Raw genomic sequence first — 14,135 nt, 5'->3', positions numbered from 1 at the left:
CGCGGAGTCCGTGCACCGCGGTACCGCCTCGTTCCCGACCACTCCTACGATGTCGCCTCGCGCCTCCGTCTGCCGCAAAGTCGCCTGAATGGGCTAATTCGGGGGAGGGTCACGTGGGGTGCACGTCCGCGATGTGCACGTTGACCGGCGGGGCCGCACCCCCGAGTTGCGCCGCCAGCGCCTCGTGCAGCCGCACCCGCAACCGCTCGGCCGCCTCGCCCGCGGCCACCCCGTAGCGGACCGTCAACAGCACCTCCAGGACACCCTGCTCCATCGCCACCGCCGACACGTGCACCCCGCCGAGCGCCCTGCCGAGCTCCGCGCCGAGCCGGCGGGCCAGCAGCACCACCGCGCGCTCGCTGACCGTCAGCAACCCGCCGTCCTGCGGGATCCGCAGCGGGACCGCGGTCATCCGGCCGCGTACCCCGTGCACCGACCGCAGCACCCTGGCGATGAGGCCCGGCGGGGTCGGCACCGGCACCCGCGCGGCCGCCCGGACGAGCTCCCATCGCGGGTCGTCCCGGGGATCCGGGCCCGCGCCGGTGCTCATCGCAGCTCCCTCAGTTTCGCCAGCAACGCCACCCTGGCGCGGTGCAGCCGGGAACGCAAGGCCGGAACGCTGACCTCCAGCACTTCGGCGACCTCCTCGTAGCTGAGCCCTTCCAGCTCCCTGAGCACGAGCGGGACCCGCTGGGACACGTCGAGCTCCGCGATCGCCCGCAGGACCGCGGTCACCTGCTCCGTTCGCACCACCTGGCCCTCGGGGTTGCCCCGAGAGTCGGCCAGCACCCCGGCGTCGAGCAGCGGCCGGCCCTGGTCCTCCTCGGGGGTGAGCGCCGCGTCCAGCGACACCGTCGGCCGGCGCCGCCGCACGTGCCCCAGCGCCGTGTTGGTCACCACCCGGAACAGCCAGGTGGACACCGCCGACTCGCTGCGGAACCCGGGCAGCGCGCGCCACGCCGCGATCCAGGCGTCCTGCACGACGTCCTCGGCCTCGGTGGCGGCGCCGGTGATCCGCAGCGCCACCCGGTACATCCGCGGGGTGTGCCGGCGCACCAGCCGGTCGAACGCCGCCGGGTCGCCCGCGGCGGCGCGGGCGAGCAACGCCTGGTCGGCGTCGGCCGGCCGGGCGTCACCGGCGCCGGCGATCGCCTCGCCGGTCATCCGGACCCGCCGGGATCCCTGCGGTAGCGGAGCATCAGGAACCCGTCCTCGTGCAGGACCGACGCCAGCCGCAGCGCGCGGGCCTCCGGCGACGGCAGGCCCTCGACGATCCGGCCGGCCCCGGCGCCGGCGGCCAGCGGCGCGACGGTGAGGCAGAGCTGGTCGACCAGGTCCTCGGCGAGCAGGCCGGCGAACAGGTGCGGCCCGCCCTCGCAGTCCACCCGGTACAGCCCGCGCCCGCCCAGCTCGTCGAGCATCGCGCGAAGGTCGACCGCGCGTTCCCCGGTCACCACGACCTCCGCGCCGGCCGCGGCCAGCGCCTTGCGCCGCTCGATCGGCGCCGCCTCCGTGGTGAACACGATCGGCGGCACCCGGGTGTCGGTCACCACCGGGGCATCCGGCCGGACGGTGCAGCGCCCGCTCACCACCGCGATCGGCGGCACCTCGGGCCGGCCCAGCTCCCGCCGGCGGGGCCGGGGCCGCGCGCCCCGGTAGCCCTCCGCCTCGACCGTGCCGGCCCCCACCAGTACCACGTCGGCAAGGTCCCGGCCGTGCAGGAAGATTCGCTTGTCCGCGGGGTGGGACAGCCCCTCGGATCTGCCGTCGAGGGTGACCGCCCCGTCGGCCGAGGCCACGAAGTTGGCCTGCACCCACGGTCGGTCGAGGTGCTCCGGGTATCCGTAGAGGCGGTCCAGATCGGCGTCGGTGAGCGCGGTGAGCGCGGTGGGCGCGCCGCCGTCTCTGGGAGTCGGCCACAAGATCTGCACGCCCTCATCCCAACACGGCAGGCGGGCGTGAGCCATTCGGGTGGGCCACGTCTCCCTCGGTGGGCGGCCGGCCGGAAGGCGGGCGGCCGGGAACTAGGCTGGCCGGCATGCCCGCTGTCCAGCTGACCGATCGCCGCCCCGAGGTCGGGCCGGACGAGCTGGTCGCCGCGCTGGTGCCACCGCCCCGGTTCGACGCCGTCCGGTTCGCCACCTACGTGCCCGACCCGGCCGAGCCGAGCCAGGCCGAGGCGGTGCGCGCGGGTGCGGCGTTCGCCGAGCGGGTGCGGGAGGGGCGCGGTGCCCGGCGCGTCGGCTGGCGGGGCCTGTTCGGCCGGCGAGGCGGCTCGGCGTTGCCGCAACGGCCGGGGCTCTACTTCGACGGCGGGTTCGGCGTGGGCAAGACCCACCTGCTCGCGTCGCTGTGGCACGAGGTGCCCGCGCCCAAGGCCTACGGCACGTTCGTCGAGCTCACCCACCTGGTCGGCGTGCTGGGCTTCGCCGAGGCGGTGCGCCGGCTGTCCGCCCACCGGTTGCTGGCCATCGACGAGTTCGAGCTGGACGACCCGGGCGACACGATGCTGGTGACCCGGCTGCTGCGCGAGCTCACCGAGGCCGGCGTGTTCGTCGCGGCCACGTCGAACACCCTGCCGGACAAGCTCGGTGAGGGCCGGTTCGCCGCCGACGACTTCCTGCGCGAGATCCAGTCACTGGCCGCCCGGTTCACCGTGGTGCGGGTGGACGGCCCCGACTACCGGCACCGCGGCCTGCCCGAGGCGCCCGAGCCGGTGTCCGACGCCGCGCTGCGGGCGTCGGCGGAGGCGCATCCTGGGGCGAGCCTGGACGACTTCACCGCGCTGTGCGCGCACCTGTCCCGGCTGCACCCCTCGGCGTACGGGCGGCTGCTGGACGGGGTGACGCGGGTGCACCTCGCCGGGGTGCGCCCGACGCCGGACCAGTCGGTGGCGTTGCGGCTGGTGGCGCTCGCCGACCGGCTCTACGACCGCGCGGTACCGGTGGTGGTGTCCGGCCAGCCGTTGTCCGCGCTGTTCGACGCGGAGATGCTGCGCGGCGGCTACCGCAAGAAGTACCTGCGCGCGCTGTCCCGGCTCACCGCGCTGGCCCGGGACGCCGTGGCGGGCTCGGACCCCGCGCCGCGGGCGGCCGGCTGAGGCCGAGCAGGGCGAGCCCCAGGACCACGGCGACCGCGAAGGCCGCGCCACCGAGCACGTCGGTGGCGTAGTGGTAGTGCAGGCCGACCATGCCGCCACCCGCGGCCACGGTGAGCACGACCCCGGCGCCGACCACCGCGCGGCGGGCCCGGCCGGGCCGGGCGAGCACCGCGAGCACGGTCAGCACGGACACCAGCGCGACCGTGTGCCCGCTCGGGTAGGCGAGGTGGTCGGCATAGTGACGGCCGAACGCCGGCTTGAGCACCCAGGTGTTCGCCGCCACCGCCAGCGCCGGGCCGGCCAGCGCCAGCGCCGCGCCGGACCACCACCGGTCCAGGGCGCAGAGCAGCACGATCGCGGCGACGGCGACCAGCAGCACCGGCGGCTCGGTGGGCACCACCAGCAGCCTCAGCAGCGGCAGCCGCCCGGCGAACGCGGCGTCGACCGCGCGCTCCACCGCGCCGTCCACCGGCCCCGGCACGCCCTCGCCCGCGTGCCACAGCCCCAGCAGCAGCGTCAGCGACGCCGCCCCGATCGCCCCCGCCGCGGTCGCGAGCGTGCGGGCGGGAGGTCGGGCCACGCGCCGAGCGTACGTGGGCGGTGATCGGTTATTCGGTCGCGTCCCGCCGGCGGGCCGACCACCATGTGGGGCATGGGGTTTCTGGAGGCCACCGGGCTGGCCCACCGCCTGCCCGACGGGCGGCAGCTGTTCGCCGACGTGGCGTTCCGCGTCGGCGCGGGCGACGTGGTCGCGCTGATCGGGGACAACGGCGCGGGCAAGACGACGGTGCTGCGGATCGCCGCCGGGGAGCTGCGGCCCTCCGCCGGGCACGTCCGGGTGCAGGGCGGGCTGGCGGTGATGCCCCAGTTCATCGGCGCCGTCCGGGACGAGCGCACGGTGCGCGACCTGGTGCTGGAGGTGGCCTCGCCGGCCCTGCGGGCCGCGGCGGCCGAGCTCGACGCCGCCGAGCTGGCCCTGATGGAGCGCGACGACGAGCTCACCCAGCTGCGTTACGCCACGGCGCTGGCCGGGTGGGGCGACGCCGGCGGCTACACCGCCGAGGTCACCTGGGACACGGTGACCGTCGCCGCGCTCGGCATCCCCTTCGACCGGGCCCGGTTCCGCGAGGTGCGCACCCTGTCCGGTGGGGAGCAGAAACGGCTGGTGCTGGAGGCGTTGCTGCGCGGCCCCGAGCAGGTGCTGCTGCTCGACGAGCCGGACAACTACCTCGACGTCCCCGGCAAGCGGTGGCTGGAGGCCCGGCTGGCGGAGACGGGCAAGGCGGTGCTGCTGGTCAGTCACGACCGGGAGCTGCTCGCCGCGGCGGCCACCCGGATCGTCACCCTCGAGGGCGGCACCGCGTGGGTGCACGGCGGTGGGTTCGCCGGGTGGCACGCGGCGCGGCGGGCCAGGGCCGAGCGGATGGCCGAGCTGCGCCGCCGCTGGGACGACAAGCACCAGCAGCTGAAGGAGCTGGTCCGCTCGCTGCGCCAGGCCGCGACGACCAGCGACGACATGGCGTCGCGGTACCGCGCCGCGCAAACCCGGCTGCGCAAGTTCGAGGAGGCCGGCGCGCCGCCGCTGCCGCCGAGGGAGCAACGGGTCCGGCCCCGGCTGCGCGGCGGGCGGACCGCGGTACGCGCGATCACCTGCCTTCGGCTCGAGCTGACCGACCTGATGGACCGGAGTTCGAGTGGTGGAGGACGCGGCGCCGGCCCGTTCGACCTCGAGGTGTTCTTCGGCGACCGGGTGTGCGTGCTCGGCCCCAACGGCTCGGGCAAGAGCCACTTCCTGCGGCTGCTGGGCGGCGACCGGGAGGTGGCGCACACCGGGGAGTGCCGGCTCGGCTCGCGGGTGGTGCCCGGCCTGTTCGCGCAGACCCACGAGCACCCGGAGTGGCTCGGCCGCACGCTGCTCGACGTGCTCGGCCGCGGGGAGGGCACCCGCGCCGGGCTGGACCGCGCGGCGGCCAGCGCGGCGCTCTCCCGGTATGGCCTCGCCGCGGCGGGGGACCGGTCGTTCGCCACGCTCTCCGGTGGTCAGCAGGCCCGGTTCCAGGTGCTGCTGCTCGAGTTGTCCGGGGCCACCCTGCTGCTGCTCGACGAGCCGACCGACAACCTCGACCTGGTGTCCGCCGAGGCGCTGCAGGCGGCCTTGGAGGAGTTCACCGGCACGGTCGTCGCGGTCACCCACGACCGCTGGTTCGCCCGGTCGTTCGACCGTTACCTGTGGTTCTCCGCCGACGGCAGGGTCACCGAGGTGGGGGAGCCGGTGTGGGCCGCGACACCGGAGGGCTCCCACTAGGGTCGCGGCCATGCGCGTCGCGGTCGTCGGAGCCGGGGTCATCGGGTTGAGCTGCGCGCTGCGGCTGGCGGAGCGCGGTGCGGCGGTGCACGTGGTGACCGCGGACCTGCCCGCCGACACCACCTCGGTGGTCGCCGGTGGGCTGGTGTACCCGCGGCACGCCGAGCCGGCGGACCGCTGCGCGGCGTGGACCGCCGCCAGCGTCGCCGAGTTCCGCCGCCTCGCCGAGCGGCCCGGCACCGGCGTCCGGCTGGTGCCCGGCCGGCTGCTGCGCCGGGCCCCCCGGCCGGTGCCGCCGTGGGCCGAGGCCGTGGGCGGGATGCGCCGGGTCGCCGACCCCGGCGGGCCGTGGACCGACGCGCTGGCGTTCACCCCGCCCCTGGTGCACACCGGGCGGTACCTGGCGTGGCTGGCCGACGCGGTGGCCGCGGCCGGGGTGCGGACCGAGCGGCGGCGGCTGCGCCGGTTGGCCGACGCCGGACCGGCCGACCTCGTGGTCAACGCGGCCGGGCTCGGGGCCCGCGAGCTCGTCCCCGACTCCCGGGTGGTGCCCGCCCGCGGCCAGGTCGTGCACCTGACCGATCCCGGCCTGACCGAGTGGGTGGTGGACGAGGACGACTTCAGCTACGTCCTGCCGCACGGCGACCACGTGGTCTGCGGCGGCACCGAGGAACCCGGCAACGACGACCTCGCTCCGGACCCCCGGATCACCGAGGACATCCTGTGCCGCTGCCGGGCGTTGGTGCCGGAGCTCGCCGGCGCCGAGGTCCTCGACGCGCGGGTCGGCCTGCGCCCGGTCCGGCCGCACGTCCGCGTGGAGCGCGCCGGCGACGTCGTCCACTGCTACGGCCACGGCGGCACCGGCGTCACCCTGTCGTGGGGATGCGCCGAGGAGGTCGCCGAGCTGGCCGCGTAGGCCACCTTCCGGGGCGGCCGTTGTCGGGGTGGCTCAGCCGCGGACGACCTCGGTGAGGGCGTCGACGCCCCGATCCAGCTCGTCCTGCGTGATGACCAGCGGCGGCGCGATCCGCAGCGTGTGGTCGTGGGTCTCCTTGCACAGCACGCCGCGCTCGGCCAGCGCCAGCGACGCCGCCCGCCCGGTGGGGCCCTCCGGGGCGATGTCCACGCCCGCCCACAGGCCCCGCCCGCGCACGGCCGTCACACCGCGGCCGACCAGCTCGGCCAGCCGCGCGTGCAGGTGCGCGCCCAGCGAGGAGGAACGCTGCTGGAACTCGCCGGTCTCCAGCAGCCGGATCACCGCCCGGCCCACGGCGCAGGCCAGCGGGTTGCCGCCGAAGGTCGACCCGTGCTCCCCCGGGCGCAGCACGCCGAGCACGTCGGCCCGCCCCACGACCGCGGACACCGGCAGGATCCCGCCGCCGAGCGCCTTGCCGAGCGTGTAGAGGTCGGCCCGGACCCGCTCGTGGTCGAGCGCGAACAGGGTGCCGGTGCGGGCCAGTCCGGACTGGATCTCGTCGGCGATCAGCAGCACGCCCGCCTCGTCGCACAGCCGGCGCGCCTCCGCGAGGTAGCCGTCCGCCGGCACGAGCACGCCGGCCTCGCCCTGGATCGGCTCCAGCAGCACCGCGGCGGTGCGCTCGGTGATCGCCGCGGCCAGCGCCGCCGCGTCGCCGTACTCCACGATGCGGAAGCCCGGGGTGAACGGGCCGAAGTCCGCGCGCGCGGTCTGGTCGGTGGAGAACGACACGATGGTCGTGGTGCGCCCGTGGAAGTTCGACCCGGCGACGACGATCTCCGCGGTGCCGTCGGGAACGCCCTTCACCCGGTGCGCCCACTTGCGGGCGACCTTGATCACCGACTCGACGGCCTCGGCGCCGGAGTTCATCGGCAGCACCATCTCGGTGCCGGTGAGCTCGGCCAACTCCCGGCAGAAGTGGCCGAGCTGGTCGTGGTGGAACGCCCGGGACGTCAGCGTGACCCGACCCAGCTGAGCGACCGCGGCGTCGACCAGCGCGGGGTGCCGGTGCCCGAAGTTCAGCGCGGAGTAGCCGGCGAGGAAGTCGAGGTAGCGCCGGCCGGCGACGTCGGTGACCCAGGCGCCCTCGGCCTCGGCGATGACCACGGGGAGCGGGTGGTAGTTGTGCGTGCTCCACCGCTCGTCCAGGGCGATGAGGTCCTCGGCGGTCGTGGTGCTGTCGGCGAACGTCGTCATGCGTTCAGGTTAGAGGCGCCCCGTGGAAGGTTCATCCACCACTCATTGCTTGTGATCGGCGTTCGTTGCGTTGTTCAACCGGATCGCCGTCGATTCGTTGCTCCACGGGCCTGGCTGCGTTCCGGGTCACTCCGCTGTGGACGGGGCGCCCCGGCGGCGTCGGGCGGGATCGGGTAGGGCACTGCCATACCGGCCGGTCGGCTGGCCGCGGTGCTGACTACAGTGCCCTTCGTGCCCCCCGTGACCAGTGATCAGTCCTTCCTCCGTGAGCAGGCCCGTACCCAGCGGTTCACCCTGGGCGCGCCGAAGGAGTTCCGGGTCGCGCCGGACGGCTCCCGGCTGCTGTTCCTGCGGGCCGAGTCGGGTTACGACCGGCGGCACAGCCTGTGGTCACTCGACCTCGGCACCGGCGCCGAGACGAAGGTGGTCGACGCCGCCGCCCTGCTGCCCGGCGAGGAGGAGTTGCCGCCCGAGGAGCGGGCCCGCCGGGAGCGGGTCCGGGAGACCTCCGGCGGAGTGGTCGGCTACGCCGTGGACGACGCGCACACCGTGGCGGCGTTCACCGTGTCCGGCACGCTCTACACGGTCGACCTGCCGGCCGGCGAGGTCACCCTCCGGGTCGACGGCGCGGTGGTCGACCCGCGACCCGCCCCGACCGGCACCCACGTCGCGTACGTGCGGGACCGTCGGCTGCGCGTCCTCGACCTCGCCACCGGGGCGAACCGGGCGCTGGTCGACGAGGAGGGCGACGACATCGCCTGGGGGCTGGCCGAGTTCGTCGCCGCGGAGGAGATGGGCCGGACCCGCGGGTACTGGTGGTCGCCGGACGGCCGGACGCTCCTGGTCGAGCGGAGCGACCGGGCGGGCGTGCCGAAGTGGAGCATCGCCGACCCCGCGAACCCGGGCACACCACCGCAGACGGTGGCCTACCCGGCCGCGGGGGAGGCCAACGTGGACGTCTCGCTGGCGTTGCTCGGCCTCGACGGCAGCCGGGTGGACGTGCGCCGCGGCGACTGGGAGTACCTGGTCGCGGTGCACTGGTCGGCCGGTGGACCGCCGCTGCTGGCGGTGCAGCCGCGGGACCAGCGCCGGCTGGAGGTGCACGCGGTCGACACCACCGACGGCAGCACGACGCTGCTGCACGCCGAGACCGACCCCGACTGGGTGGAGATCGTGGCCGGCGTGCCGGCGTGGACCGACGACGGCCGGCTGGTGTGGGTCAGCGCGGCCGACGGCGGCTACCGGCTGGTGGTCGACGGGACACCGGTCACCGAGCCGGGGCTGCAGGTCCGCTCGGTGCTGCACGTGGGCAGCGAGGTGCTGTTCAGCGCCTCTGCCGACGACCCGACGCAGATCCACGTCTACCGCACGGCCGGCGACGGGGTGCAGCGGTTGTCCGATGTGGACGGCGTGCACATCGGTGGCGGGACGGCAGCGGTGACGGTGCTGTCGTCGTGGAGCATGGAGCACAGTGGACTCGAGGTGTCGGTGTTGCGGGACGGCGCGCCGGTGGCGAAGGTCGCCTCCGACACGGTCGATCCCGGCCTGGTGCCGAACATCACGTGGCTCACCGTGGGGGAGCGCCGGCTCCGGGCCGCGTTGCTGTTGCCCACCGGGTACCGGGCCGAGGACGGGCCGCTGCCGGTGTTGCTGGACCCCTACGGCGGGCCGCACGCCCAGCGGGTGCTGCGCAGCCGCAACGCGTTCCTCACCTCGCAGTGGCTGGCCGACCAGGGGTTCGCGGTGTTGGTGGTCGACGGGCGCGGCACGCCGGGGCGGGGGCCGGCGTGGGAGAAGGAGATCGCGGGTGGCCGGCTGGCCGAGGTCACCCTCGCCGACCAGGTGGACGCGCTGCACGCGGTGGCGGCCGAGCGGCCCGAGCTCGACCTGTCCCGGGTGGCGATCCGCGGCTGGTCCTACGGCGGCTACCTGGCGGCGCTGGCGGTGCTGCGCCGGCCGGACGTGTTCTCCGCCGCGGTGGCCGGGGCACCGGTGACCGACTGGTCGCTGTACGACACGCACTACACCGAGCGGTACCTCGGCCGGCCGCGGGACGAGCCGGAGGCGTATCGGCGCAACTCGCTGCTCGCCGACGCCGCGGAGCTGCGCCGGCCGCTGCTGCTGGTGCACGGGCTGGCCGACGACAACGTGTTCGTCGCGCACGCGCTGCGGCTGTCCGCGGCGCTGCTGGCGGCAGGGCGGGCGCACACGTTCCTGCCGCTGGTCGGGGCCACGCACATGACCCCGCAGGCCGAGGAGGTCGCGGAGAACCTGATGCGGCTGCAGGTGGAGTGGCTGCGGCGGGAACTGGAGGTGGTTCGATGACACGCTGGGGAATCACGCTTCCGCTGACCGGGGTGCCGCTGGCGGCGCACCGCGAGCTGGTGGAGCGGCTGCCCGAGCTCGGCTACACCGACGCGTGGTCGGCTGAGACGGCCGGCACCGACGCGTTCGCGCCGCTGCTGCTGGCCGCGCAGTGGGCGCCGGAGCTGCGCCTGGGCACCGCGATCGTGCCGGTGTACACGCGGGGGCCAGGGTTGCTGGCGATGAGCGCGGCGACGCTGGCCGAGTGCGCGCCGGGGCGGTTCGTGCTGGGGATCGGTAGCTCGTCTCCGGTGATCGTGGAGGGCTGGAACGCCGGTGAGTTCGCCGAGCCCTACGCGCGAACCCGGGACACGCTGCGATTCCTGCGGGCGGCGCTGGCGGGGGAGAAGGTGACCGCCGACTACCCGACGTTCTCGGTGCGGAAGTTCCGGTTGGAGCGGCCGCCGGAGCCGGCGCCGCCGATCATGGTGGCGGCGCTGCGGCCGGGCATGTTGCGGCTGGCGGCGCGGGAGGCCGACGGGGCGATCACGAACTGGTTGGCGCCGGGGGACGTGCCGACGGTGCGGGCCGAGGTCGGTGCCGGGGTCGAGCTGGTGGCGCGGGTGTTCGTGTGCCCGACCGTCGACGCCGACGCGGCGCGGGCGCTCGGCCGGATGTTGATCAGCGGTTACCTGACGGTGCCGGTGTACCGGGCGTTCCACGAGTGGCTCGGCCGCGGGGAGGTGCTGGCGCCGATGCGCGAGGCGTGGGCCGCCGGCGACCGGCAGCGGGCGAACGAGGTGATCCCCGACTCCGTCGTGGATGACCTCGTCGTGCACGGCACCCCCGACGAGTGCCGCGCGAAGATCCAGTCCTATGTCGACAACGGCCTCGACACGCCGGTGATCGCCCTGCTGCCCACCGGCGACGACCCGCTGGAGCAGGTCCGCGCCCTCGCCCCTCAGTGAGTGCCTGGGCGAGGAGGTGGAGTGGCGCGACTTGGTCCCGTCGTGACGGTCCGGGCGCGTGAGCGACTGGTCTTGTCGTGATGGTCCGGACGCGCGAGTGGTCCAGCCGCGGCTCGAGTTCCGCCCAGTTGTCCACAGATTTCCGCCGTGCCCACCCAGCGGCGCTACAGTGAGTAGACTGGAGCTGGGGTCGCCCCCCGGAGCGGGTGGGGGCTGCTCTCGGGTAAGGGCTGGCCTCGGGTAAGGCTTTCTGGCTTGGGTCGAGCTGCCGTCCCGGTGGGTTGCCGGCGGTGGCCGTTCGACCGGGACCGGCACCGGCCCGGGTGTGGCGGAACGTTCAGCAACGGCGGCGCGGTCTGTGGGCGGTGTGGGGCGCCGGCGGTGGCTGCTCGACCGGACCGGAGCTGGCCGTGGTGGCGGTGGACACTCAGGAACGGCACGGTGTTCGCGCCAGGATGCCGGAGGATGGGCCCATTGTGGCCATTCCGCGAGCACGTGCCGGAGTGGCGCCCTGAGCGCGCGGCCAGCGCGTCGGTGGCCACCCGGACGGCCTCGGCGGGGGCAGGTGACGACGCCGCCGCGGACACATCCGGGAGCGGATCACCAGTCCGTGCCGCCGAACGCGTCGAGCGGCCGAGGCAGCACCTCCGGTCGGTAGCCCGCTGAGACGACCATGGCTTGGTCCACAATGGATCGGACGTCGCCGGTCCACGGTCAGGGGACCGGTGTCAGACGGTCGCGGAGCGCGCCGGCGGCTGGACGTGCCGCTGGTGGAGCCTGCGGTACGCCGACGGCGGGGTGCCGAAGTGGTCCACGAAGGCGGCGCGCAACGTCTCGGTCGAGCCGAACCCGCAGCGGTGGGCCACCGCGGACAGCGGCAACGGCGTCCCGGAGAGCAGGTGTGCCGCCACCTCCGTCCGCACCGTGCGCACGTACCGCGCCGGCGACGTCCCCAGGTGCGCCTCGAACAGCCGGCTGAGCTGCCGGGCGCTCACTCCCGCCCGAGCCGCGAGCGCCGCCGTGCCGAGATCGGCGGCCGGATGCGCGGCGATGTGCCCGGCCAGGTCCGCCACCACCTGGTGATCCGGCGGGGGAGCGGCGAGGAACAGGCTCACCTGCGCCTGGTTGGCCGGCCGCTGCAGGTAGGTGACCAGCCCCCTGGCGATCCGCCGGGCCAGCGCCGGCCCGTGGTCCTCCTCCACCAACGCCAGGCTGAGGTCGAGCGCGCTGGTCACGCCGGCCGAGGTGTACACGTTGCCGTCCCGCACGTACAGCGGCGCCGGATCGACCGTTACCGCCGGGTACGCCGCCGCGAGTCGCCGCGCGTCCAGCCAGTGCGTGGTTGCCCGCCGCCCGTCCAGCAACCCGGCGGCGGCCAGCACCGTCGCCCCCGTGCACACCGAGCACACCCGCCGCGCCTGACCGGCCAGCCTCCGCAGACACTCCACCAGCCGGGCGTCGGCCGCGGCGTCGAGGTGGCCGAGCCCGCCGGCGACGATCAGCGTGTCCACGGGAGCCCGTACCCGGTCCAGCCGGCCGTGCGGCACCAGCGTCAGCCCCGACTGGCAGCGGAACGCCCGCCCGGTGAAGCTGACCAGCTCCACCGCGTACCCCGGCCGGGCGAGCCGGTCGGCGACGTCGAACACGTCGGAAGGGCAGGCGATGTCCAGCAGCTCGGCATCGGGATAGCCCACGATCACCACCCGCCGCCGACCACCCGCCATGACCACGACCGTACCCGGCGAGCCAGCCATGGTTCGCAGGATTCGGGACATCGCGGCCCCGCCGCCACCACGTGACCGGCAGCGTGGCGCCCATGACCGAAGAGCGGAGCAAGACCATCGCGTTCGTGGTGTACCCCGGGCTCACCCTGCTAGACCTCGCCGGCCCGCTGCAGGTGCTGACGCCGCTGGCGGTCGCGGGTTACCGGGTGCTGACCGTTGGCGAGCGAGCGACACCGCACGACACCGACACGCCACTGGCGATCACCCCGACGCACACCTTCGCCGACGTGCCCACGCCGGACGTCGTGGTGGTGCCCGGCGGTGCCGCGCCCACGCTGCGCGCCATGGCCGACGAGCGGCTGCTGGACTACCTGCGCACGGCCTCGGCACACGCGACGGTGCTCGCGTCGGTGTGCACCGGCGCGCTGCTCCTCGGCGCCGCCGGCCTGCTCGACGGCCGGCGGGCCACCACCCACTGGGTGATGCGGGATCAGCTGGCCGCGCTCGGTGCGACGCCGGTGGCCGAACGCTGGGTCGAGGACGGTCCGGTGCTGACCGCGGCCGGCGTTGCCGCCGGCATCGACATGGCGTTGCACCTGGTCACCCGCCTCGAGGGCGCGGACATCGCGCGGACGATCCAGTTCGCCGTCGAGTACGACCCCGAGCCGCCGCTCGGCCCGCTCGACTGGAGCCGGGCGCCGCACGCGGAGTTCGGTGCGCTGCGATCGGCCTGGTTGCGGGAAGGCCTCGCCGACCACCCCGACCTGCTGGCCCGGCTGGGCGGCGACTCGGTCGCCTGATCGATGGACAGGAGCGGAAAACCGTTCGGCGACCGCCGGCAGGGCGTCGATACTCGGGCGCATGTCCGTGCCCTGGCTGATCGACGAGATGGCGCACGCCGGCCCCGAGCATCTCGACGAGGGCTTCGTCGCCGGCTACGACCGCAAGCAGGGGTATCCCGATCCTGGGGAGGACCTGGCCGCGTTCGCCGACCACGGTCTCGACCGCACGGCGACCGTGCTGGACCTCGCGGCCGGCACCGGCCAGTTCACCCTGCCCGCCGCGCGCCGGTTCAACCACGTCACGGCCATCGACGTCTCCCCGGAGATGCTGCGGTTCCTGCGGGAGCGGGTGACCGAGGCCGGGCTGGACAACGTGACCTGCGTCCGGGCGGGCTTTCTCGGCTACCGGCACATGGGCCCACCGGTGGGCGGCATCCACACCCGGAACGCGCTGCACCAGCTGCCGGACTTCTGGAAGGCGCTCGCCCTCGACCGGATGGCCAGGATGCTCCGGCCCGGCGGAATCCTACGGTTGCACGACCTGGTCTACGACTGCGCGCCGGCCGAGGTGGACACCGTGTTCGAGCGCTGGTTCGCCGGCGCCGCCGAGGACCCGGCCGAGGGATACACTCGCGACGACTTCATCGAGCACATCCGCACCGAGCACAGCACCTTCCGCTGGCTGCTGGAGCCCATGCTCGACGCCGCCGGCTTCGAGATCCTCACCGTCCACTTCGATCGGCAGGTCTACGGCAGCTACACCTGCCGCCGGCGCTGAC

General features: G+C 75.0%; 13 protein-coding genes. 7 read left to right on the top strand and 6 right to left on the bottom strand.

Annotated elements, in window-relative coordinates; all coding sequences use genetic code 11:
• Positions 1 to 109: 109 nt before the first annotated feature.
• From BM051_RS24200 to BM051_RS24190, 3 genes are read right to left on the bottom strand one after another with little or no spacing between them, the layout of a single operon-like run.
• Positions 110 to 550, bottom strand: coding sequence for a hypothetical protein (locus tag BM051_RS24200; RefSeq protein WP_092534914.1), 441 nt, complete (start codon positions 548 to 550; stop codon positions 110 to 112).
• Positions 547 to 1,164: an RNA polymerase sigma factor gene (locus BM051_RS24195; RefSeq protein ID WP_092534911.1), complete on the bottom strand. Its 618-nt coding sequence runs from the start codon at positions 1,162 to 1,164 to the stop codon at positions 547 to 549. Before BM051_RS24195 ends, BM051_RS24200 begins: the two co-directional genes overlap by 4 nt.
• Complete coding sequence (locus tag BM051_RS24190; protein ID WP_092534908.1) at positions 1,161 to 1,967, bottom strand: pyrimidine reductase family protein; 807 nt, start codon at positions 1,965 to 1,967, stop codon at positions 1,161 to 1,163. Before BM051_RS24190 ends, BM051_RS24195 begins: the two co-directional genes overlap by 4 nt.
• A 71-nt stretch (positions 1,968 to 2,038) precedes the next feature.
• Between BM051_RS24190 and zapE the strand changes: the two genes are divergently transcribed.
• Entirely contained in the window at positions 2,039 to 3,100 is a 1,062-nt protein-coding gene (zapE, locus tag BM051_RS24185) for a cell division protein ZapE (protein WP_092534905.1), read from the top strand.
• Here zapE and BM051_RS29235 read toward each other — a convergent pair.
• A complete protein-coding gene (locus tag BM051_RS29235; protein ID WP_166677827.1) occupies positions 3,039 to 3,680 on the bottom strand; it encodes a phosphatase PAP2 family protein in 642 nt (213 codons plus the stop codon). The genes zapE and BM051_RS29235 overlap by 62 nt on opposite strands.
• Before the next feature lie 72 nt (positions 3,681 to 3,752).
• On the opposite strand from BM051_RS29235, the gene BM051_RS24175 reads away from it, so the two are divergent.
• Both BM051_RS24175 and BM051_RS24170 read left to right on the top strand, forming a co-directional pair.
• On the top strand, positions 3,753 to 5,405 hold the full coding sequence (locus BM051_RS24175; protein ID WP_092534902.1) for an ATP-binding cassette domain-containing protein: 1,653 nt from the start codon (positions 3,753 to 3,755) through the stop codon (positions 5,403 to 5,405).
• 10 nt (positions 5,406 to 5,415) lie between these two features.
• Positions 5,416 to 6,321, top strand: coding sequence for an NAD(P)/FAD-dependent oxidoreductase (locus tag BM051_RS24170; RefSeq protein ID WP_092534899.1), 906 nt, complete (start codon positions 5,416 to 5,418; stop codon positions 6,319 to 6,321).
• A gap of 33 nt (positions 6,322 to 6,354) precedes the next feature.
• On the opposite strand, the gene rocD is transcribed toward BM051_RS24170, so the two are convergent.
• Positions 6,355 to 7,578 (bottom strand): ornithine--oxo-acid transaminase, encoded by a 1,224-nt coding sequence (rocD, locus tag BM051_RS24165; RefSeq protein ID WP_092534896.1) that lies wholly within the window; start codon positions 7,576 to 7,578, stop codon positions 6,355 to 6,357.
• Between the two features lie 240 nt (positions 7,579 to 7,818).
• On the opposite strand from rocD, the gene BM051_RS24160 reads away from it, so the two are divergent.
• Together BM051_RS24160 and BM051_RS24155 are read left to right on the top strand one after the other, a co-directional pair.
• Complete coding sequence (locus BM051_RS24160) at positions 7,819 to 9,903, top strand: S9 family peptidase (RefSeq protein ID WP_092534893.1); 2,085 nt, start codon at positions 7,819 to 7,821, stop codon at positions 9,901 to 9,903.
• Complete coding sequence (locus BM051_RS24155; RefSeq protein ID WP_092534890.1) at positions 9,900 to 10,850, top strand: LLM class F420-dependent oxidoreductase; 951 nt, start codon at positions 9,900 to 9,902, stop codon at positions 10,848 to 10,850. Before BM051_RS24160 ends, BM051_RS24155 begins: the two co-directional genes overlap by 4 nt.
• A 728-nt stretch (positions 10,851 to 11,578) precedes the next feature.
• On the opposite strand, the gene BM051_RS24150 is transcribed toward BM051_RS24155, so the two are convergent.
• A complete protein-coding gene (locus BM051_RS24150) occupies positions 11,579 to 12,574 on the bottom strand; it encodes a GlxA family transcriptional regulator (protein WP_092534887.1) in 996 nt (331 codons plus the stop codon).
• 92 nt (positions 12,575 to 12,666) lie between these two features.
• Here BM051_RS24150 and BM051_RS24145 point away from each other — a divergent pair, with 92 nt between their 5' ends.
• Entirely contained in the window at positions 12,667 to 13,374 is a 708-nt protein-coding gene (locus BM051_RS24145) for a DJ-1/PfpI family protein (RefSeq protein WP_092535138.1), read from the top strand.
• 61 nt (positions 13,375 to 13,435) lie between these two features.
• A complete protein-coding gene (locus BM051_RS24140) occupies positions 13,436 to 14,134 on the top strand; it encodes a class I SAM-dependent methyltransferase (RefSeq protein ID WP_092534884.1) in 699 nt (232 codons plus the stop codon).
• Position 14,135 lies beyond the last annotated feature (1 nt).

Origin of the sequence: Amycolatopsis arida (assembly GCF_900115565.1) — a bacterium.
Taxonomy (GTDB): domain Bacteria; phylum Actinomycetota; class Actinomycetes; order Mycobacteriales; family Pseudonocardiaceae; genus Yuhushiella; species Yuhushiella arida.
Note: the sequence above shows the minus strand (reverse complement) of the source record. Positions and strands in the feature narration are given on the sequence as shown.

What these genes read in the sequence shown, in the direction of transcription:
- rocD (WP_092534896.1), bottom strand. Translation starts at nt 7,578, where the DNA reads ATGACGACGTTCGCCGACAGCACCACGACCGCCGAGGACCTCATCGCC.
- BM051_RS24200 (WP_092534914.1), bottom strand. Translation starts at nt 550, where the DNA reads ATGAGCACCGGCGCGGGCCCGGATCCCCGGGACGACCCGCGATGGGAG.
- BM051_RS24170 (WP_092534899.1), top strand. Translation starts at nt 5,416, where the DNA reads ATGCGCGTCGCGGTCGTCGGAGCCGGGGTCATCGGGTTGAGCTGCGCG.
- BM051_RS24190 (WP_092534908.1), bottom strand. Translation starts at nt 1,967, where the DNA reads ATGGCTCACGCCCGCCTGCCGTGTTGGGATGAGGGCGTGCAGATCTTG.
- BM051_RS24175 (WP_092534902.1), top strand. Translation starts at nt 3,753, where the DNA reads ATGGGGTTTCTGGAGGCCACCGGGCTGGCCCACCGCCTGCCCGACGGG.
- BM051_RS24150 (WP_092534887.1), bottom strand. Translation starts at nt 12,574, where the DNA reads ATGGCGGGTGGTCGGCGGCGGGTGGTGATCGTGGGCTATCCCGATGCC.
- zapE (WP_092534905.1), top strand. Translation starts at nt 2,039, where the DNA reads ATGCCCGCTGTCCAGCTGACCGATCGCCGCCCCGAGGTCGGGCCGGAC.
- BM051_RS24155 (WP_092534890.1), top strand. Translation starts at nt 9,900, where the DNA reads ATGACACGCTGGGGAATCACGCTTCCGCTGACCGGGGTGCCGCTGGCG.
- BM051_RS24145 (WP_092535138.1), top strand. Translation starts at nt 12,667, where the DNA reads ATGACCGAAGAGCGGAGCAAGACCATCGCGTTCGTGGTGTACCCCGGG.
- BM051_RS24140 (WP_092534884.1), top strand. Translation starts at nt 13,436, where the DNA reads ATGTCCGTGCCCTGGCTGATCGACGAGATGGCGCACGCCGGCCCCGAG.
- BM051_RS24195 (WP_092534911.1), bottom strand. Translation starts at nt 1,164, where the DNA reads ATGACCGGCGAGGCGATCGCCGGCGCCGGTGACGCCCGGCCGGCCGAC.